Below are 19,284 nucleotides of genomic sequence, written 5' to 3' on the forward strand. Positions count from 1 at the left end.
GCAGACAGGGAGTGGAAAACCATGATGAGGTACAAGCTGTTGCTCGTCGCCGCGGCCGGCGCGTCGGTCGCCTTGGGCGCGACGCCCGGTCACGCGGCCGAGGACTCGCAGCCGGGTGCCGCGTACGGCTGGGGCGCCAACCAGTTCGGCCAGACCGCGGCCGGCGCGGCCGGGCAGTACAACAGTCCACAAAGGACGGTGTTGCCGGATGGCGTCGTGCAGCTGCAGAGCGGGGGGCGGGCCGGCTACGCCCGGACGGCCGACGGGCGGCTGCTGTCCTGGGGGTTGAACCTCAACTCCGTGCTCGGCAACGGCTCGACGGCCGCGAGCACCCGCTCCGCCGCGCCGGTGCTTGGCATCGGCGGCGTGGGCACGCTCACGGACGTCGTCGACGTCTCGGTACACATGGAGACCGCCGTCGCCGCGGTGCTGGCCGACGGCACCGTGGTCGCCTGGGGCCCGAACGGGAACCGGCAGCTCGGTGACGGCTCGACGGCCGCCGTCCGGGCCTATCCGGAGCGGGTGCTGACCGCGCCCGGCGCCCCGCTGACCGGCGCGGTGGACGTCGAGTCGGGCACCGACGTGACGTACGCCCTGATGGCCGACGGCACCGTCACCGCCTGGGGAGCGGTGAAGTGCGACGGCGCGGTCGCGGGCGCGACGCCGTTCGCGACGCCGGTGGCCGGGCTCGCCGACATCCGGCAGATCGCGGTCTCCGGCGGGGTCGCCCTGTTCCGGCGGGCCGACGGCGCGGTGCTGTCCTGCGGCGGCGAGGCGCGCGCCCTCGGCCGGCCGTACTCGTCGGTCTCGGCGTTCGTGCCCGGCCCGGTCATCGGGTTCGGCCCGGACCGCCGCGCGGTGGACATCTCGGCCGGCTCGGCGGCGATGACCGCGCTGACCGCGGACGGCCGGGTGTACCTGTGGGGCGAGAACACGCACCAGCAGCTCACCCCGCTCGGCGTCGCGGGCGGCATCGCCGTGCCTACCGAGCTGCCCCGCCCGGCCGGCGAGCCGGCGATCGTCGACGTCGAGAACGACAACTCGCCGATCGTCTACGCGGTGCGGGCCGACGGCTCGCTGCTGGTCTGGGGCAGCAACCAGTTCGGCATGGCCGGCACCGGCGCGGGCAGCGGCATCGTGAGCCCGACCGTGGTCACCGTGCCCGGCCGCGCCATCGTCGGCATCGCCGCGGCGAACTGGGACGTCCTGGCGGTCACGGCCGCGTCTCCCGATTCAGCCATGCCTGCGTGACCCGCTCCACGTCGATCCCCGCCGTCCACAGGTCGGCGGGGTCGTCGCCCATGAGCAGCGGGCGCAGCCACCGCTCCGCCCCTATAGGCCCGCGGGGCCTGCGCCCCGGTCGCCGGGTCAATGAGCATTTCCAGCAGCTCGCTCCCGCGCTCGCCCGAATCGTCCGACGGGTAGCCGCAATACGCTATCGCGACCGCGGACACGCCCAGGCCGGTCCGCTCGGCCAGCTCCCGCACCAGGGCGGGCCGATGTACATCGCCCGCGGACCAGACCTTCGTCGACGAGGTCTAGCCCTTCACGGAATAGATTGAAGTCGGCGAGTCGGCGAACCCCACCCACCCGAAAGCCAACAAGATCAATCACGCAGTTCGCGCCAGAACCGAGAACGGGGCCCAGATGTGCGTGACTTCCGGGCCCAGGTGAGTCAGACTCCCTTGATCAGTGTCCGTGAGTCTTGGACCCACTCTGCGGCGGTGGTGGCGCTCAGAACGGTGGGTCGAATGTCGATCTGCCGTCGAGCGTCGAGCCGGTCAGGTCTGGCAGGGCGGGGATTTCGCAGCTGGTGGGGTGGGTCCAGGGTCCGATCGGACGACGGTTGTCCCGTGCCATCGAAGGTGCTCGTGTGCCAACGAATCTGCTCGACTGGCGGCGTGGTGCCATCGAAGGTGCTCCGGGGCGCGGGATGCTGCCGGAGTGACGCTCGTTGATGAGCCGGCTGTTACCTGAACCGGGCGTGGCGGCAAGGGATCGCGACGCCAGAGTTGGACGTGGCCCGCGTGCACAAGACGTTGCACCACAAGCGTCCACGGCTGGTTCCGTTGCTGGACAACAGGACGGCTGCGCCGGCGAGCCCGGCCGATGCCGGCTGAAAATCGCTGTCCGCCCACGCAACCTTCAGCCAGGCTGGCCGGGTGAACTCATGGGACGCCGTATTTCTGGCACGGCACGGTCAAACCCAATGGAACCTCCTGCGGCGGCGGCAGGGTCGGCTCGACTCGCCGCTGACTTCCGACGGCCTCGCACAAGCGCACCGACACGCGTCGACCCTGCGGAACCGAGGAATCGACGGCATCTTTGTCAGCCCGCTCGGCAGAGCACTCGCGACGGCCCGCATCATCAGCGACGCCCTCCGCCTGGAGATCGAGGTTGTCGACGAGTTGGCCGAACTCGACCACGGCCAGTTCAGCGGCCTGATCGACGAGCAGATCGACGCACAGTTCCCCGGCGACCGACAACGCCGGGCCGCTGACAAGTACCAGTGGCGCTTCCCCGACGGCGAAAGCTACGCCGACGCCGATCCTCGCGCGGCCAGAGCCCTGCACCAGGTGAGCCGAAAGCCAGCGAAACGGCCGCTGATCGTCTCTCACGAAATGATCGGCCGGATGCTGCAACGACACCTACTCGGTCTCGATCCACACGTCGCCCTTGCCCGATCCCACCCGCACGACGTCGTTTTCGAGATCGACCCGGCCACCCGGGAATGCCGCCATCTTGAACCAGAAGCCCGCCCGAGTCATCCGACCGCGCCCCCGCGGCCCGACCCAACTTTGGACCAGATTCGATGACAAACCAGCCAGGCTCGACCCGCACCAGCGCCGACAGGACCAACCCGTCCCGCCATCGAATCTGATCTACCCAGCTCAACGCGTTCTTCCCAGACCATCTTCGGTGGCAACGGACAACGGTCGATCCATGCGGTCCGGTCGATGCCGATGACGTACCACAGGAGCTGCTGCCGGACGAGCTGCGCGACGCCCCGGGCACGGCCGCGTTCGGCGCCGCGTCGACGGCACCCTGGATCGTCGGGAGTAGGGTCAGGCATGCCATTCAGATCGATCAACAACCTGAGGTACCCGGTCGACACCCCGGCCGACGTCGCGGCCCTGGTCGATCTACTCGGCCCGGCCGCCAGGAATTCGCGGCTGGGCGACGCCCTCTGTGACTTGTTCGCCTACGTCGCCGGCGTGCACCTCGACGCGTTCCGCCCGCATCAGGAGCGGGTGATCCTGGAGCTGCTCGACGGTTTCCAGGTCACGTTCGACACGCGGTGCGCGCTGCTGCACGGCGCGCCGGACAGCTGCGTGGAGCACCTGGCGCGGAAAATACGCGACCGCTGGTCGGAGACGCACCTGGAGACCCTGGCCGCGATCGGCACCGCGCCGGCGCTCGCGGCGGTCGCCGACCTCGTGCGCAGTCACGACGGGAAGCACGGGCTGGAGGACGCCGGCTTCTGGGTCCCGCCGGCCGGCCCGGCGCAGCAACGGTTCGCCTCGCACCGCCTGGCCGTGGAGCGGCGCCCGGTCGCCGACCTGGCGGAGCTGCTCGCCGCGGACCACCCGGTCGGCCTCCCGCCGGACCGGGTCGTCCGCGAGCCCGCGGCCACCCTGATCGACTGGCACTTCATGTCCCTGCGCGCCGCCGCCCTGCCCGGCGTCCCCGCCTGGCCCGCCGAGCGCATGCACCTGCTCAGCGCCGGCGGCTGGGAGGTCGCGGGCGCCGTCGGCGAGGACGGCCGCTGGTACGACATCACCGTCCAGGCCGGGGCGTCCGTCCGCCACCGAACCTGGATCGGCGACGACGACCCGGACACCTGGGGCGCCGTCGTGCTCCGCCCGTACGACGACACGCTGGTCTACTCCAACAGCCACATCCACTCGACGCCGAACGTCTACGGCACCGTCGGCGGGCCGCCGATCGGCGTGTACTCCAACCCGTCGTGCCGCTCCTGCGGCCGGCTGATGTTCCACGTCGCCACGGCGACCAACTACATCCGCGAGTACGGCGACGGGTTCTGCAGCCTCTACATCTGCGAGGACTGCCACGTCACCGCGTGCACCGCCCCGAACTGGAACTGACGTCCGACGTCCGGCGGTCGCTGCGGCGGCTGTGCGGTTCAGGAGGCGGGCCGGAGGCCGACGCGGCCGAGGCAGTCCTGAGCCCGGTTCGTGGGCACTTCAGCCACTACGGGAAGCAATACAACCGCGGCCTGCTGTTCGGGAAGTACTCGGGCAAATTCTGGGTGGCCGGTCACGTCCGCGGCGCCAGCCGGGCCGAACCGAAGGACTACGTGCTGAAGCCGGGTGTTGCGGCATGACGGCGATCGCCAAGTACTGCCTGTGTGGCGGTTCGATGCGCGGGCGGGTGTCGCCGGGCGAGTCCGGGACCACGTTGGTGGCGATGTTTGCCGAGATCCACTCCGGGCCGGGCTGCGGTGAGGCGACCGCGGCTCAGGCTGGCCGGGCGCGACGGCGGCAAGAGGCGCGGGTGCTGGCCGGGGAGGCCGGGGTGATGACCGGGCTATCCACCGGCCCGATCGTCCGATCCGGCGGGATCAATTCCGGCCGGATGACCGATCTCGTTCCGGGCACGCTCTACCACACGATCTAAAGGTCGGTCGATGAGGTAGGGGTCAGTGATGGATGTGCCGGACTGGAATGCTCACCAGTGGGTGCTGGCAGTCCTCATCGGGGTGCCCGTCCTGATCATCGTGGGCCTAATCGTTGTGACCATGTTCCAGACCGCGTTCAGCAACATCCGTGACATTGCGAGCAACCCGGTCGGCCTGCTGATGTATCCCGGGATATTCGCGGTGGTAGGTGTGATCGCGTTCGCGGTCGGCGCAAGCCTCACCCTGTCGATGATCATCGGCGGGGTTGTTGCGGGAGGCTGGTTCGTGTTGGCCCTTTTCTTCGCCACCTGACCCGTGGGGGGTCGGTTCCGAACGGTGCGATGCGGCGTGCCGGGCGGGCAGCAGCCGGACCGCGAGTTTACGTACCTGCGCGGGCAGGAACCGCACGATGCGGCGCCGTGGCCGTATCGGCTGGCGTCGTGACGTCGCGTCCTGCCAGTCTGGCGGCAACCGTCAACGCACGGTTGATGGGAGTCCGCCGACGAGATCGCCGCTGGATACACGACCTATCTTCGGCCCGAACTGTTAAACAAGCTAGCCCGGCAGACCGCACTCGGGCCAGCCGAGCGCCTTACGGTGGCGGAGGAGACACTGGCGGTCTCGCTCGAGGCAGCCCGGTGGGCGGAAGCCATCAAGGCGCTGCGGGTCATTCTCGCGGTCGCGATCCAGGCCGACGACGCCGCGGCAGCTGCGCACACCGTGCATTCGGCCCGGGAGTCGTGCGGGAACGCGCCGGCCCATGGCCGTAACCTCAGAGTGAAGTTGTCGCCGAACAGGTGAAGTCCCCGTCGCCAGCGGCGCTCCACATCCGCCAACGCCGTCCAGACGATGGCGATGCACGCCCGCGACGGTAGGGGTCCGCTTGCCGGCGGCGCATCCTCGCTCTGCGCGAGTTGGACAAGGCGTGACCGTTCGTGCGCCGCGCACAGCCTGCACGGATTGCAGGAATAGCCGTTGCGCGGTCACAGTCCGGATACATATCTGCCGATATTGGGGCCGTTTCGCCGGTAGCCGAGCGAGAGGACCGCCATGACGGAGCCGCAGTCAGGGGAACAGCTACGCGGTCGGGACCGGCGGGCCATCGTCGTCGTCGGGGGCCCCGTCGGCCTGCTCTCCGGCGCCGCCCAGTTCCTCTCCTCCTACGTCCACAGCGGCCTGCAGCTACTCGTCACGTCCGGGGTCGTGGTCGCAGCTGGCCTGGGGGTGACGCTCCTGGTCGTGCGGGGCTGGAACATGGGGCGGCGCAAGGTTCTACTGTCGATCAACCTCATCGTGCTGATCGTGGTGGCGCTGGTCGCGGTCGGCCTCCTCGGGGGCTGGGCCGGCCACAAGATTGGCGTCTACGCCTTCCCGGAGCCGACGCCAAGCTCGACCCCGGCATTGACCGCCGAGCCGGTGCGATCGCCCAGTCCGCCGAGCTCTGCGAACCCGACGCCGTCCGCGATGCCGTCAAGCCCGGCGCCGGTCAGGATGCCGCCACCGCCGGTCAGTCCCAAGGTGGTCAGCGTGGCATGCGGCGCGCCGACGAGCGCGCGGCCCGGTCAGACGATCACGCTGACGTACGGGTTCAATGCGGCCGGCCCGATCGTCGTCGGGCTCGGGGCGGGGTTGTACGACACCGCGGGCGGCGACCATGCCAACGGTGACGGCGACGTCGACGAGGCGTCGCTCGCCGTTGGCGGGACGGTCAAGACCCGGCCGTTCACGGTGCCGCCCGGCCTGACGCCCGGCACCTACGAGCTGGTCGCCGAAGTGTGGCCGGCGAACCAGATCGGCGAAGGGGAGACCCTTGCCGAGGGGGCGTGCGGGGCGTTGGTGGTCGGCTGAACCGCCCCCGTCCGCCAGCACCCTCGCCATCCTCGGTGGGGCACAGGCCGGGTTTCTGTTACCTGGCTCCCGGCTGGTGGTCCCGGGCCCCGGGACCTGGGACCCGGGCCAGCTGTGCGGACCTGGCCCCACAGTACAACGACACGCTCCACGTCCAGGCGTGGTTTGCCGACTGCTAGTTGGCTTGTGCCCGTGGTACATCAGGCAGAGTCCTGGTGCCGCTCGGTCCAGGGCCTGCCCTGACCGCCGCCGCGGGCTTGCCCGACAGCGCGACCGCGCTGTGCGAGGCCCCGGCCGAGGGCCGCCTGACCCGCTGACTTCGTCACCGACTTCCTGGGCCGCTTGCCCACATCGCCCTAACTTGATCTTTAACCTGGGGGCCGGGTGATATCGACCCCGGCTGATCAGGGCCGCAGCCCTTGATCGATCATCCCTCTGTCTAGGGCTAGCCTACGTTGCGGTCCTCCTTGCGGCGGTTCGTCGCCGCGGTAGACCGAACGATGTGACAGCTACCTCGGGGAGTGGTGGTGGAGCTCGAGATTCCGCGTGGCCGGCACGCAGACCGGGCCTGGCGAGCGTTGAGCGTGCAGGCCCGGAAGGACGCCGTCGCGGCCGCAAGCCGCGGTGTCGCGCCCTCGGACGTCGGGGTCGCCTGGGCCGCCGCCGGGTACGGCCGGACGGTAGCGAGGCGACTGCGCATCGTACGCCTGTTGGTGCCGGTGGCGCTGGTCGCCGTCTTGATCCCGATCGCCGCGGCACTGGTCGCGTCACGGGCCTCGCCACGGACTGTCGACGTCGTCATGGCTCTGATACTCGTCGCGACCCTCGGCGGAATCGCGGGCCTGCTCACCTGGGGTCGGCGATACCAGCGGCTGCACGCCAGCGGCCTGCTCGGGATGGAGGCTGCCCGGCTCGGGTCGCTGGCCCCGACGCCCGGCCAGTCGGCGTGGGTCAGCGCCGCTGCCGAATCCGGGTTCACCGTGCCGTACCACGCCCAGGTTCCGGTCCCCGAACCGTTGGCTCGCCCGATGGCGGATCCCGCTGGCACCGGGGTGCGTGAGGTTACGTTGCGGCGCGGTCGTGTCCTGGTCAGCCTCGCCATGCTTCTGGCCATGGCGCTGGTGTTATGGCTGCTCGTCGTCCTTGTCTGGCACGGTTCGAGTCCGCCGATACTCGCGACCCTGGTCACGGTCCTCGCCGTGGTCTACACCCTCGCGCTCGCCACCATTCTGTACGCGGCCAGTCCGGCCCTGCGCCGGCCGGTTGCCGCACGGTTCACGCCCGATGGGTGGGAGATACCCGCACAGCGCACGAGCGGATCGTGGGCCGACGTCCGAGCGATCCGGGTACGCCCGCTGTCGAATGGCAGCTTAATGGCCGGTTCGCCGCAAGCCGCCGGGGCCCGAGTGGTCACGCTGATCGTCGATGACCCCGAACGGCACCTCGCGCACCTGAGCGCGATGCGTCGGGCGCTGATGCGGAGCAACATTAAAGATCTTTCGGTATTTGAGTGATGGTCAGAGACGTAGGCCGGTGTGGTCGAGGAAGTTGAAGCAGAGTTGGTAGCTGCTGCCGATGCGGTGCAGGCCGGTGTGGGCGGCGGTGTCGGCGTCGTTGAGGATGTCGGGGCACAGGTTGGCCAGTTCGGTGGCTTTGAGGTTGCCCCAGACCAGTTCCATGGGGTTGAGGTCGTGGGCGTAGCCGGGCAGTGCTTCGACGGTCAGCCAGTGCTGCTGGGTGGCCAGCCATGCCTTCATGTCCTTGGACCGGTGCGCGGACAGCCCGTCCCAGATCAGCACGATCGGCTTGCCGCGCAGGTGCCGGCGCAGCTGGGTGAGGAACGTGATGAGGCTTTCGGTGTTGTAGCTGCCGGGTTTGGTCTGGAAGATCAGCTTGGCCCGGGAGCGGTCGGGCCGGTAGGCCAGCACACCGGCCATGGACATCCGCGACCAGGAGAACCGGTGCCGCAACACGGGTGTCTGCCCGCGCGGTGCCCAGGTGCCGCGGACTACGGGCAGGAGCGAGAAGCCGCTCTCGTCCTGGAAACAGATCCACGCTCCCCGTCGCCGGGCCCCCTTTTGATCCTGGGCCAGTCCTGCTTGACCCACGCTTCGATCGCTGCGTCGTCCCGTTCGACGGCCCGCCGGGCCGGGCGCTGCCGGGTCCAGCCGAGGCGCTGCCGCAGGATTGTCCAGGTCTGCGTCGGCCCGTACCGCACGCTGGTGACCCGTTCGATCACGTCCGCCACCCGGGCGAGGGTCCACAGGTCGGTGCCGAACCCGCTGGCCTTCGGCCCGGCCAGCAGTGCCGACTCCACTTCGGACAGTTGCTCGTCCGACAGCCGCGGCGTACGCCCCAGTCGCTGCGCGCCGGTCAGGGCCTCCCGGCCGCCGGCCCGCCACGCCCGATGCCACCGCGACGCGGTCTGCGCAGAGACCCCCAGTTGCGTCACCACATCGGCCTGCCGCGCGCCGTCCTCGAACAACTCCGCCGCCCGAATCCGGCGCTGCCGCAACACATCAACATCCAGACGAGCGGCACCACGCCGACCCGCCGGCTGTGCAGAGACCGACATGCCACCGATTCTCGTACCCGGCAACACGATCAGCCCGCAACGACTCACCTCAATACCGAAAGATCTTTAAGAAGTACGGCTCACCCATCGCCATCGTCGCCATGCCACGGGGGACGATGCCGGTCGTGGAGATGGTTGAGCTGCTGCAGCATTACACCTCGGCGCCCGTGGAATGGGCTGCCGGCAGCGGAACGGCGAAGTAGCAGAAGTCGGGCGAGCATGAACCGTCGGGCTGACCGATGGCCCCGGTCGATCGTGACGACAGCTCTTGGTTGGTCATTCTTCTTGTCTAGGGAAGAGATCAACAACGAAGAGCTGTCTGGTGGTCAGTGTGCATGATCCGGTTCGTGGGGCGGCGTCGGGGAGCTGCGACGGTTCCGGCAAGAGCTCTACGCCTGTTTGACGTCGCGTGCGGATGCGGTGTTCGAGCTGGCCGATGCCGTGCTGTGTGCGGACGGGCCGGTGCGGTCGCTCGCGGAACTGTCGCTGGTCGCTGAGCACCGTCGCGGTCATGGCTCGGCCTATGCCGAGGTGGTCGATTGCTGGCGTCTTTGGCGATGAGTTGGGCCATGTTGATGTGGAGTCCTGCTTCTCCGGCATGCGATATGCATTCATCGTAGTTTGTCGACGGCTGTGCCGAGTAGGCGCGGCGGCTGCCGTGCTGCGGTGGGCGACGCCCTCGGCGAGGTGCACCTGCCGCCGCGCCTGACCCACGTCTATCGGCTGGGATCGCTCACATGCCTGCCCGCGCAGCGGGTCTCCGGATGGCGCACGAACCGGCTCCGAACGCATCCTGTGGGGCTCGTAAAGTCATCGCCGCAGGTCGGGATGGCAGAGAGATCTCGGCTGGGACCATGTCCGCGTGATCATCTCCATGCTCTACACGATGGCCGGCCGGCTGCTGTCCTTCCCCGGGGTGCTGCTGCGCCGCGACACGGCCAAGGACGCCGAGTTGCTTGTACTCCGGCATGAGAACGCGGTGCTACGCCGTCAGATTGCCGGCTCGGTCCGCTACGAGCCCGCGGACCGGTTCTGGCTGGCCGCCCTCTCCGGCCTGATACCCCGCTGCCGCTGGCGCGAGGTCTTCCCGGTCACGCCTGGGACCCTGCTGGCCTGGCACCGCAGGTTCATCGCCGCCAAGTGGGACTACAGCGCCCGGCGCGCCCGCACCGGACGCCCGCCGACCAAGGCGGCACTCAAGAAGCTGATCCTGCAGCTCGCTCGAGACAACGCAAAGTGGGGGCGCAGGCGGATCCAAGGCGAGCTGGCCCGACTCGGTCACCCTATCGCCGCCTCCACGGTCTGGGAGATCTTCCACGCGGCGGGCATCGACCCGGCCCCACGCTGTAGCGGCCCGACCTGGCGCCAGTTCCTCACCAACCAGGCCCAGGGCATCATTGCCGTCGACTTCCTGCATATCGACACCGCCCTCGGCAGGCGCCTCTACGCGCTGGCGTTCCTCGAACACGGCACCCGACGCCTGCACATCGCCGGCGTCACCGCCCACCCCACCCGGGAGTGGGCGGTACAACAGGCCCGGAACCTGGCCGCCGACCTCGGCACGCGCATGCCGTCCTTGCGCTTCCTGCTACGCGACCGCGACGGCAAGTACGGCCAGTCCTTCGACGCCGTCTTCGAGGACGAGGAGATGGAGATCCTCAAGTCTGCACCGCAGGCCCCTCGGATGAACGCCCACTGCGAGCGGGTCATCGGCAGCATCCGGCGCGAGGCCCTGGACCATGTGCTCATCCTGAACGAGGCCCACGCCCGGCACGTCCTGGCCACCTACGAGCGGCACTATAACGAGCACCGCCCTCACCGGGCCCGCGACCAACTCCCGCCGGCCACTGACCAACAGCCTATCGCCGTACACGAACTCGAAAGCCGTCGACTCCCGCGTACCCGCATCCTCGGCGGCGTCATCAACGAGTACCGCTATGCCGCTTGACCTGCAGCGACGACTTTCCGAGCCCCACAAGGTGCTGTCCGGGATCCTGTTCGTACTGCACACCGGCATCCAATGGGAGTTCCTGCCCCAGGAACTCGGGTTCGGATCCGGGATGACGTGCTGGCGGCGCCTGGAGGCATGGAACCGGGCCGGGGTCTGGAAACAGTTGCACGAACTGCTCCTCGCCGAACTGCACACCGCCGGGAAGTTGGACTGGTCCCGGGCGGTCATCGACTCCTCCCACGTCCGCGCTGCTCGCCGCGGCCCAAAAGTGGTCCGAGCCCGGTCGACCGCGCCCGTCCGGGCTCCAAGCACCACATCCTGACCGAGGGCGCCGGCATCCCACTGGCCGTCTCACGGCGCTGTTGCATTTGCCGGTCGGAGGGCGCGTTGAGCGAGTGCGGCCGGTCTTCAGATCGCGGTGGCGAGCTCGGCGAACGCCGCAGCGATGTGCATCCCGCGCGGGGCGTCGAGTCCGAGTTCGTCGTGTCCGCGGCGGAGGTTCTGCATGAAGGCGTGTCCGGCGATGATCGTCTGTGCGGTCCGGTCGGTGGGTAGCCCGCGCATCGGTCTGAGCCGGTGCTGCAGTTGGCTGTGGTCGGCTTCGATCCGGTTGTTGGCATGCCGTTCGACGTGGTGCCACGCCGACGGGACCAGTTCGTCGAGCACGGCTGGGTACACCGGTGTCGCGTCGGTGACGACCTCGCTGGGCGTGACCTGCAAGGCGGTTAACATTCGATGGAAGAACCGGCGGGCCGCTGCAGTGTCCCGGCGGGGAAACGAGCACGTCGATGACCTGGCTGTTTGGGTCGACTGCCCGGTACACGTACCGCCAGATACCGCTGACCTTGACATATGTCTCATCGACGAACCACCTGCCGCCGGGCGAATGCCGACAGCACCGGGCCGCGTCGGCGAGCAGCGGCGTGAACCGTTGCAGCCACCGGAAGACGGTGACGTGATCGACCTCAACGCCACGCTCGAGCAGCAGTTCTTCGACATCGCGGTAAGACAGGCTGTAGCGCAGGTACAGCCGTACGGCGACCACGATGACGTCCGGCGGGAACCGGAACCCGGCAAACGCCGACCGTGGTGGCAAGGACGGACGCCGGCGGTTCGGGACCTTCACCGCGCAAGCCTGCCTGCCCAGGGCACGCTCAACGCAACAGACCCGCCCGCCGCGATCCGCGCGGTCCGCACCGGCCTGGCCGCGCACGCCACCCGCCGGGCCCGCCTCCGCGCCGCCCTCCTGCCACCGTCGGTACTGCAGCGCTGGCGGTCCCGCCTGCCCGCCGGGCCCGACCCCGCCGCAGCTGAGGCGGCGCACCCGGTCAGTGCGCGCTGGGGGCCGATCCGTTGATTTGGCGCGTACGATGACCACAGTCGCTCGGGACCCCGGTGGCCGATCCGCACCTCGCTGACGGACGCATCCACTGTTGAGCTCCGATGCAGGACGCTTCCCGGTGGTACGTCCGGCGGTGTGCACGCGCCGGCCATCGATCCGGGCTCAGCCACCGGCTGGGCTCACGCCGCACCTTCGACGAATGAGAGAAGGTCACCATGGCGAGCAAGTCCGCGCACAAGGAAGACCGCAAGAAGCAGGGCAGTACGCTGAAGGAGAAGCGGGCCGCGAAGAAGGCCAAGCACGCCTCCACCAACACCTCGCTGATCCCGCCCACCGGCCGTTGACGTCGCTGCCGGTCGGCCCCGGGCCGGCCGGCACCACCAATCGGACACCTCGGGCCGGTCGGCAGCAGCGATCGCACGTCTCGGGCCGGTCGGCAGTGACGATCGGACGCTTCGGGCGGGTCGGCAGCGGCGACCGCACGCCTCTGGCCGGCAGAGGCGATGTCCGTCACAGGGCCTCGGGCCGAACTGGCGTAGGCTCAGGCTGCGGCCCGTTCTGATGCGTCCGCGCGTGGCCTGGGCGACTACTCCTTCTCGCCTGCACCCGCCGCTCCGCGGCGCCGGTCCGGAGGTCCGCCCGACATGCAGGTCGTCCAGTTCAAGCCCAGGCCCGGTAGCCGGCACGACTCGACGGGTCCGGACAACGTGAAACCGGCCGACGGGGCGCCGACCGGTGCGACGATCCACCCGATCGGGGCCCAGGCCGTGGTGCATGCGCTGGTGGCGGCGGCCAACGTGGCCGGCTATGCGCCCTCGATCCTCGACAGCCGGCCGTGGCGGTGGCGGCTGACCGGCAACACCCTGTCCCTGTACCTCGACCGCGGCCGCATCAACGCCAACGTCGACGTCGACGGCCGCCTGGCGATCATCAGCTGCGGCGCGGCGCTCCACCACGCCCGGATCGCGCTGGCGGCGGAGGGCTGGCGGCTCACGGTGAACCGCCGGCCGGACCCCGCCGATCCGGACCGCCTCGCCTCGCTGCGGCTCGAGGAGCGCTCACCGGCCGAGCCGGCCGACGCCGCTCCGCTCGTGCACAGCATCCCCCTGCGCCGCACCGACCGGTCGCCGGTCACCGGTGCGCCGATCGCCGCGGCGCAGCTCAAGACCATCACCGCCGCGGTGCGGGCCGAGGAGACGTCGCTGCACGTGCTCTACCCCGACGAGGTCCTCGACCTCGCCCGGATCGCCTCCGGTGGTCCGGCCGGGCCCGAGGACCGCTCCACCGAAGGCGGACCGGCGGGCCTGGCCGATTCCGGCGGCGCGACGTTCGTGCTGCTCTACGGCCACACCGACGAGCCGGAGGACTGGCTGCGCGCGGGCGAGGCGCTCTCGGCCGGCTGGCTGACCGCCACCGCGGCCGGCGTCTCGGTCCTGCCCCTGAGCGCGGCCGTCGAGGTGGTCGCCACGCGGCAGGCCGTCCAGATCATGATCGGCTGCGTCGGCTACCCGTACCTGCTGCTGCGCCTCGGCCGCGCCACCGCGCCACCGCCCGGCCCGCAGCGCGATCCGGCCGCACAGGTCATCGTTCGGCGCTGACGCTGACGCTGACGATGACGATGACGGGCCGCGCCGAACGTCGTCTCTCGCGTGCCCGATGACTCGTCGGCTGTCCGCCTCTCCTTTCCAGTGCCACCGGCAATGAACGGACACGATCCATGGTTGCCACATATGGGCTGCTCAGCACGCATCCGCCGACCCGTTGCTGGCTGGCCTCCTTCAATGGCGCCCTGGCCGCGCAGCTCACGACGGCCGGGCGTTCGGGCGGGGTCGTCCGGGTCACCGGCCCCGGCGACGACCCGCGGGCCGGACTAGGCGTCGTGCACACCTGGGCGGCCGATAGCGTCGCCGGCTGGCTGGCTGCGGCGAACGCCCTCAACACCTACGACGTCGCCGTCGTGCAGCACGAATTCGGTATCTATCCCGGCCGCGACGGCGGGGACGTCCTGCCGTTGCTGCGGCGGCTCACGGTGCCCAGCATCGTGGTCCTGCACACCGTCCTAAGCACCCCGACTCCCGGACAGCGAACGCTGCTGGAGGCCATAGCGGCCGCGGCCGGCGCGGTCGTCACGATGACCGGCACCGCCCGCGACCGCCTGCTGCGCGGCTACGCCGTCGACCCCGGCAAGGTCGCGGTCATCCCGCACGGCAGCGCCGAGCCCGCCGACCCCACGGCCCCGCGCCGGGCCGGGCCGCACCTGCTCACCTGGGGCCTGCTCGGCCCGGGCAAGGGCATCGAATGGGCGCTGCGCGCCCTCGCGATGCTGCAGGACCTCGATCCGGCGCCGCGCTTCACCGTCGCCGGGCAGACCCACCCCAAGGTCGTCGCGCACGACGGCGAGGCGTACCGGGCCGGTCTGCACCGCCTCGGCGCGCAACTGGGGGTCGCGCACGCCATGGACTACCGGGCGGAGTACCACGACGAGGAAACGCTGAGCGGCCTGATCCGGTCGGCGGACGTGGTGGTCCTGCCGTACGACTCGATCGAGCCGGTCACATCCGGCGTGCTCACCGAGGCGGTCGCCGCGGGCGTCCCGGTCGTCGCCACCATCTTCCCGCACGCCGTGGAACTGCTCAATGACGGCCGCGGACTACTCGTGCCCCACCGCGACCCCGCCGCGCTGGCCAAGGCGATCCGGCGGATCCTCACCGATCCCGCCATGGCCGCCCGGATGTCCCGGCCCCGCGCGCCCACCCTGCGATGGCCCGCCGTCGCCGCGCAGTACGAGGCCCTCGCGGCCGAGCTCATTGCCGCCTCGCCCACGAGTCACGGCCGCGCGGCGCGGACTGCCGGGTCCCGATCGTGAACGGGCCGGCACTGGTGACGCGCAGCGACCTGGCGCTGACCCCGGACCCGCGACGGGTGATCGTCAAACTGTTCATGCCCGGCGAGGACGCCGTGCTGGTCGACCGGCGCACCCACGCACTGGTCGACCGCATCGCGGACCTCAGCGACGAGCAGGCCGACGGGCAGCTGCGCCAGACCCTCACCCGGTTCGGCCGGCGGCACCGCGACCTGGAGTACACCTTCCGGCAGCACTATGAGATCGTCCGGCACCGGGTCGCCCGCGCCGACACGCTGTCGCCCGCGGGCCGGCTGCTCGTCGGCGCCTACTTCACGCACGAATACGCGGTGGAGGGCGCGGCGCTGTGCAACCCGTCGATCGTCGAGCATCCGGACCAGTCCGCGCTCGACGCCGGCCAGCTGCGCGTCGCGATCAGCCTCCGCCAGATCGGCGAGGGGCATCTGTCGTCCGTCGGGTTCGCCAGCGCCGTGGTCGGTCCCGCCACCCGCCTGGCCGTCACCGACCGTTCGGGCCCCCTCGTGGTGGGCCGGCTGACCACCGCGAACCATCGGCGCGACCTGCTCGCCGCCGGCATGACCGACGAGGGCGGCGACAACGAGATCTCCGCCGGCGTGCTCGACACCCTCCCCGCGTCCTTCGACGAGGCGGCCCTGGAGCGGGCCATCGGGCGCCTGCCGTCCGCCCTGCACTCCCGGGTGGCCGCGCAGGGCACCCTCGAACAGCTGCGCCGGACCAACGCTGCCAGCTACGCGACCGCCTTCCCCGCCGACAGCCAGCTGCACCAGCGGGTGCTCTGGCCGAACACCCCCGATGAGAGCAACGGCATGGAGGACGCCCGCTTCATCCGGTTCCGGGACGCCGCCGCCGAGCCCGTCTACCAGGCCACCTATACCGGCTACGACGGCCGCGACATCGCCACCCGGATGGTCAGCAGCACGGACCTGCGCCGCTTCACCATGACACCGATGCGTGGCCCGGGCGCCCGGAACAAGGGCATCGCGCTCTTCCCGCGCACCGTCGGCGGCCGGCACCTGGCGCTGAGCCGCACCGACGGCGAGACCATCGGCCTCATCACCCTCGACGGCAAGAGCCGGTGGAGCCTGCCGGTGCCGCTGCGCGGACCGTCCCGCGGCTGGGACCTCATCCAGGTCGGCAACTGCGGTTCACCGATCGAGACCGACGCCGGCTGGCTCGTGCTCACCCATGGCGTCGGCGCGATGCGGCAGTATGCCATCGGGGCGCTGCTGCTCGATCTGCACCAGCCCGAGCTCGTCATCGGTGAGCTCGTCGACCCGCTCCTCGCCCCCGACGAGACCGAGCGCGACGGCTACGTGCCCAACGTCGTCTACTCCTGCGGCGGCCTCGTCCACGACGGCGTACTGTGGCTGCCCTACGGCGCCGGCGACGTTCGCGTCGGCTTCGCCACCATCGCCCTGGCCGCGCTCCTCGCCGCCATGGCACCGACTGCAACGCCGGCCGTGGCGTAGGGTGGGCACGCCGCTCCAGACCCCGGTGGCCGACAGCGTCGGGCCGAGGAGTGTGACGCCCATGGAGTTCGACGTGACGGTCGAGAGCCCGAAGGGCACGCGCAACAAGTACGAGCTGGACCGCGGCACCGGCCGGATCCGGTTGGACCGCACGCTGTTCACGGCCACCCAGTATCCGGAGGACTACGGCTTCATCGAGGACACCCTGGGGGAGGACGCCGATCCGCTCGACGCGCTCGTCCTGGTGCGCGAGCCGACCTTCCCCGGTTGCCAGATCCGCTGCCGGGCCTTCGGCATATTCCGGATGCGCGACGCCAAGGGCCCGGACGCGAAGGTGCTCTGCGTCCCCTCCGCCGACCTGCGGCTGGAGTACCTGGTGGACCTGCCGGACCTCGAGGCCTTCCACCGGCTGGAGATCCAGCATTTCTTCGAGATCTACCAGGCCCTTGAACCGGATAAGAGCGTCGAGGCCGAGCGCGGTGTCTGGGCGGGCCGCGCGGAGGCGGAGGCGGAGGTCGCCCGGTCCTTCCGGCGCGCCGTCGGCGGAGCGGCCGGCTGATGCGGGCCGCTCCGATCGGCAACGGTCGGCTCAGCTGTCGGGCTTGTCGACCACCAGCACCTCGGTGGTCAGGAACAGCGCAGCGATCGACGCCGCGTTCTCCAGTGCGCACCGGGTGACCTTTGCGGGCTCGACGATGCCCGCCTCGATCATGTCGACGTAACGGCCGCTCTCGGCGTCGAGGCCGTGGCCGAGGGGGAGCCCGCGGACGTTCTCGACGACCACGCCGCCTTCCAGGCCCGCGTTGACGGAGATCTGCCGCAGCGGCGCGGCGAGGGCGACCCGGACGATGTTCGCCCCGGTCACCTCGTCGCCGACGAGGTCGCCGAGCTTGTCGAACGCGGTCGCGGCCGCGTTGACCAGTGCCACGCCGCCACCCGGCAGCAGGCCTTCCTCGACGGCGGCCCGGGCGTTGCGCACCGCGTCCTCGATCCGGTGCTTGCGCTCCTTCAGCTCGACCTCGGTGGCGGCACCCACCTTGATGACCGCCACGCCGCCGGCCAGCTTGGCGAGCCGCTCCTGGAGCCGCTCGGTGTCGTAGTCGCTGTCGCTGCGCTCGATCTCGGCGCGGATCTCGCCGATGCGGCCCGCGAGCAGCGCGGGGTCACCGGCTCCGCCGACGATCGTCGTCTCGTCCTTGGTGACCACGACGGTCCGGGCGTGACCCAGTCCCTCCGGCCCGGCGTGCTCGAGGGTGAGGCCGACCTCGTCGGTGACCACCTGGGCGCCGGTCAGGATCGCGACGTCGGTCAGCATCGCCTTGCGGCGGTCGCCGAACCCGGGGGCCTTGACCGCGACCGCCGTCAGCGTGCCGCGGACCTTGTTGACGACGAGGGCGGCGAGGGCCTCACCGTCGACGTCCTCCGCCACGATCAGCAGCGGCCGGCCGCTCTTGATGACCGTCTCCAGCACGGGCAGCAGATCCTGCAGCCGGGAGATCTTGCTGTCCACGACGAGGATGTGACAGTCCTCGAGGTTGGCTTCCATCCGCTCGGGGTCGGTCATGAAGTACGGCGAGATGTAGCCCTTGTCGAACCGCATTCCCTCGGTGAGTTCCAGCTCGAGGCCGAAGGTGTTGCTGTCCTCGACGGTGATGACGCCGTCCTTGCCGACCTGGTCCATCGCGTCGGCGATCATCTCGCCGACGGCCGCGTCACCGGCCGAGATCGCGGCGGTCGCGGCGATCTGGGCCCGGGTCTCCACCGCCCGCGCCTGACCACGCAGCGCATCGGTGACCGCCTCGACGGCCCAGGTGATGCCCCGCTTGAGCGCGATCGGGTCGGCGCCGGCGGCGACGTTGCGCAGCCCCTCGCGCACGAGCGCCTGCGCCAGCACCGTCGCGGTGGTGGTGCCGTCGCCGGCGACGTCGTCGGTCTTCTTGGCGACCTCCTTGACCAGCTCGGCGCCGAGCCGTTCGTAGGGGTCCTGAAGATCGATCTGCCGGGCGATGCTCACGCCGTCGTTGGTGATGGTCGGCACGCCGTACTGGGCGTCCAGCACGACATTGCGGCCCCGCGGGCCGAGCGTTACCTTGACCGTGTCGGCCAGGAGATTCATGCCCCGTTCGAGGCCGCGGCGGGCCTCTTCCCCAAATGCGATCAACTTGGCCATCGTCGGTGTCCTCTGTTCAGCGCGCCGGGATTCGGCACCGTACGGACCGACCAGCGATGACCGTCGAACCCGGTCCGCACTGCGGGATGCAATCCCTTCGGTTAGCACTCGCTGATGGTGAGTGCTAACTACGGTGTAGCACCAGCCCGGCCGCGAACGCAATACGAGGCGGTCCGGGCCCGGTGTCAGTGCTGCTGCGCGGGGACGTGATCCACGGAGATGCCGAGCGTCTGGAGCAGGGCGGCGTTCGCGGAGGTGTCGACGAACTCGGGCAGTGCCCGGTCGACCCAGTCGGCCCGGGCGTCCAGCCCTCTGGACCGCAGGGCGGCGACGATTTCAGCCTTGTCGATGAACACGGGATGCTCCTCATGTCGTTGCATGCGCGGAAAATGGCGGTCGCAACGCG

Annotated in this window: 19 protein-coding genes and 3 pseudogenes; 17 read left to right on the forward strand and 5 right to left on the reverse strand. The window is 70.4% G+C overall.

What is annotated here, in order from left to right:
- The first annotated feature begins 21 nt into the window (after positions 1-21).
- The 9 genes from ACPPVO_RS22485 (at position 22) to ACPPVO_RS22525 (ending at position 8,001) form a co-directional block, all read left to right on the forward strand.
- Complete coding sequence (locus tag ACPPVO_RS22485; protein ID WP_426513148.1) at positions 22-1,251, forward strand: RCC1 domain-containing protein; 1,230 nt, start codon at positions 22-24, stop codon at positions 1,249-1,251.
- A 911-nt stretch (positions 1,252-2,162) separates the two neighbouring features.
- A complete protein-coding gene (locus ACPPVO_RS22490) occupies positions 2,163-2,816 on the forward strand; it encodes a histidine phosphatase family protein (protein WP_426513149.1) in 654 nt (217 codons plus the stop codon).
- A gap of 255 nt (positions 2,817-3,071) precedes the next feature.
- Complete coding sequence (locus ACPPVO_RS22495) at positions 3,072-4,106, forward strand: hypothetical protein (RefSeq protein WP_426513150.1); 1,035 nt, start codon at positions 3,072-3,074, stop codon at positions 4,104-4,106.
- Positions 4,082-4,345, forward strand: coding sequence for a hypothetical protein (locus tag ACPPVO_RS22500; protein ID WP_426513151.1), 264 nt, complete (start codon positions 4,082-4,084; stop codon positions 4,343-4,345). Before ACPPVO_RS22495 ends, ACPPVO_RS22500 begins: the two co-directional genes overlap by 25 nt.
- Complete coding sequence (locus tag ACPPVO_RS22505) at positions 4,342-4,638, forward strand: hypothetical protein (protein WP_426513152.1); 297 nt, start codon at positions 4,342-4,344, stop codon at positions 4,636-4,638. The genes ACPPVO_RS22500 and ACPPVO_RS22505 overlap by 4 nt, the downstream gene beginning before the upstream one ends.
- A 28-nt stretch (positions 4,639-4,666) precedes the next feature.
- Positions 4,667-4,951, forward strand: a complete 285-nt coding sequence (locus tag ACPPVO_RS22510) for a hypothetical protein (protein ID WP_426513153.1) — start codon at positions 4,667-4,669, stop codon at positions 4,949-4,951.
- Positions 4,952-5,236: 285 nt separating this feature from the next.
- The gene (locus ACPPVO_RS22515; protein ID WP_426513154.1) at positions 5,237-5,440 is read left to right on the forward strand and encodes a hypothetical protein; all 204 of its coding nucleotides are present in this window, start codon (positions 5,237-5,239) and stop codon (positions 5,438-5,440) included.
- A 249-nt stretch (positions 5,441-5,689) separates the two neighbouring features.
- Complete coding sequence (locus tag ACPPVO_RS22520; protein ID WP_426513155.1) at positions 5,690-6,487, forward strand: hypothetical protein; 798 nt, start codon at positions 5,690-5,692, stop codon at positions 6,485-6,487.
- 527 nt (positions 6,488-7,014) lie between these two features.
- Entirely contained in the window at positions 7,015-8,001 is a 987-nt protein-coding gene (locus ACPPVO_RS22525) for a hypothetical protein (protein ID WP_426513156.1), read from the forward strand.
- A 3-nt stretch (positions 8,002-8,004) separates the two neighbouring features.
- Here ACPPVO_RS22525 and ACPPVO_RS22530 read toward each other — a convergent pair whose 3' ends face one another.
- Complete coding sequence (locus ACPPVO_RS22530) at positions 8,005-8,595, reverse strand: IS630 family transposase (protein ID WP_426502513.1); 591 nt, start codon at positions 8,593-8,595, stop codon at positions 8,005-8,007.
- A complete protein-coding gene (locus ACPPVO_RS22535; protein WP_426502512.1) occupies positions 8,496-9,005 on the reverse strand; it encodes a winged helix-turn-helix domain-containing protein in 510 nt (169 codons plus the stop codon). Before ACPPVO_RS22535 ends, ACPPVO_RS22530 begins: the two co-directional genes overlap by 100 nt.
- A 379-nt stretch (positions 9,006-9,384) precedes the next feature.
- On the opposite strand from ACPPVO_RS22535, the pseudogene ACPPVO_RS22540 reads away from it, so the two are divergent.
- From ACPPVO_RS22540 to ACPPVO_RS22550, 3 genes and pseudogenes are all read left to right on the forward strand, one after another.
- Positions 9,385-9,614: pseudogene (locus ACPPVO_RS22540) on the forward strand (transposase); the annotation flags it as partial.
- 310 nt (positions 9,615-9,924) lie between these two features.
- Positions 9,925-11,010: an integrase core domain-containing protein gene (locus ACPPVO_RS22545; RefSeq protein WP_426513157.1), complete on the forward strand. Its 1,086-nt coding sequence runs from the start codon at positions 9,925-9,927 to the stop codon at positions 11,008-11,010.
- A 34-nt stretch (positions 11,011-11,044) separates the two neighbouring features.
- Positions 11,045-11,361 (forward strand): annotated as a pseudogene (locus ACPPVO_RS22550) (transposase); the annotation flags it as partial.
- A gap of 60 nt (positions 11,362-11,421) precedes the next feature.
- Here ACPPVO_RS22550 and ACPPVO_RS22555 read toward each other — a convergent pair.
- Positions 11,422-12,109 (reverse strand): annotated as a pseudogene (locus ACPPVO_RS22555) (IS6 family transposase).
- Positions 12,110-12,570: 461 nt separating this feature from the next.
- Here ACPPVO_RS22555 and ACPPVO_RS22560 point away from each other — a divergent pair.
- From ACPPVO_RS22560 to ACPPVO_RS22580, 5 genes are all read left to right on the forward strand, one after another.
- Entirely contained in the window at positions 12,571-12,699 is a 129-nt protein-coding gene (locus ACPPVO_RS22560; RefSeq protein ID WP_426513158.1) for a hypothetical protein, read from the forward strand.
- Positions 12,700-12,999: 300 nt separating this feature from the next.
- Positions 13,000-13,953, forward strand: coding sequence for a nitroreductase (locus tag ACPPVO_RS22565; protein ID WP_426513159.1), 954 nt, complete (start codon positions 13,000-13,002; stop codon positions 13,951-13,953).
- Between the two features lie 119 nt (positions 13,954-14,072).
- On the forward strand, positions 14,073-15,221 hold the full coding sequence (locus ACPPVO_RS22570) for a glycosyltransferase (RefSeq protein ID WP_426513160.1): 1,149 nt from the start codon (positions 14,073-14,075) through the stop codon (positions 15,219-15,221).
- Complete coding sequence (locus ACPPVO_RS22575) at positions 15,218-16,708, forward strand: glycosylase (protein WP_426513161.1); 1,491 nt, start codon at positions 15,218-15,220, stop codon at positions 16,706-16,708. Before ACPPVO_RS22570 ends, ACPPVO_RS22575 begins: the two co-directional genes overlap by 4 nt.
- A 61-nt stretch (positions 16,709-16,769) precedes the next feature.
- Positions 16,770-17,267: an inorganic diphosphatase gene (locus ACPPVO_RS22580; RefSeq protein WP_426513162.1), complete on the forward strand. Its 498-nt coding sequence runs from the start codon at positions 16,770-16,772 to the stop codon at positions 17,265-17,267.
- Between the two features lie 30 nt (positions 17,268-17,297).
- On the opposite strand, the gene groL is transcribed toward ACPPVO_RS22580, so the two are convergent.
- Together groL and ACPPVO_RS22590 are read right to left on the reverse strand one after the other, a co-directional pair.
- Positions 17,298-18,878 carry a chaperonin GroEL gene (gene groL / locus ACPPVO_RS22585; protein WP_426513163.1) on the reverse strand — a complete coding sequence of 527 codons (1,581 nt, stop codon included), beginning with the start codon at positions 18,876-18,878 and terminating at the stop codon, positions 17,298-17,300.
- Between the two features lie 185 nt (positions 18,879-19,063).
- Positions 19,064-19,234, reverse strand: coding sequence for a hypothetical protein (locus ACPPVO_RS22590; RefSeq protein ID WP_426513164.1), 171 nt, complete (start codon positions 19,232-19,234; stop codon positions 19,064-19,066).
- Positions 19,235-19,284: the final 50 nt, after the last annotated feature.

It is taken from the genome of Dactylosporangium sp. McL0621, assembly GCF_049995355.1.
Taxonomy (GTDB): Bacteria; Actinomycetota; Actinomycetes; order Mycobacteriales; family Micromonosporaceae; genus Dactylosporangium.

Excerpts from the sequence above, each read along its gene's own strand:
- ACPPVO_RS22510 (WP_426513153.1), top strand. The coding sequence starts at position 4,667 with ATGGATGTGCCGGACTGGAATGCTCACCAGTGGGTGCTGGCAGTCCTC.
- ACPPVO_RS22520 (WP_426513155.1), top strand. The coding sequence starts at position 5,690 with ATGACGGAGCCGCAGTCAGGGGAACAGCTACGCGGTCGGGACCGGCGG.
- ACPPVO_RS22580 (WP_426513162.1), top strand. The coding sequence starts at position 16,770 with ATGGAGTTCGACGTGACGGTCGAGAGCCCGAAGGGCACGCGCAACAAG.
- groL (WP_426513163.1), bottom strand. The coding sequence starts at position 18,878 with ATGGCCAAGTTGATCGCATTTGGGGAAGAGGCCCGCCGCGGCCTCGAA.
- ACPPVO_RS22495 (WP_426513150.1), top strand. The coding sequence starts at position 3,072 with ATGCCATTCAGATCGATCAACAACCTGAGGTACCCGGTCGACACCCCG.
- ACPPVO_RS22505 (WP_426513152.1), top strand. The coding sequence starts at position 4,342 with ATGACGGCGATCGCCAAGTACTGCCTGTGTGGCGGTTCGATGCGCGGG.
- ACPPVO_RS22570 (WP_426513160.1), top strand. The coding sequence starts at position 14,073 with ATGGTTGCCACATATGGGCTGCTCAGCACGCATCCGCCGACCCGTTGC.
- ACPPVO_RS22560 (WP_426513158.1), top strand. The coding sequence starts at position 12,571 with ATGGCGAGCAAGTCCGCGCACAAGGAAGACCGCAAGAAGCAGGGCAGT.
- ACPPVO_RS22485 (WP_426513148.1), top strand. The coding sequence starts at position 22 with ATGATGAGGTACAAGCTGTTGCTCGTCGCCGCGGCCGGCGCGTCGGTC.
- ACPPVO_RS22565 (WP_426513159.1), top strand. The coding sequence starts at position 13,000 with ATGCAGGTCGTCCAGTTCAAGCCCAGGCCCGGTAGCCGGCACGACTCG.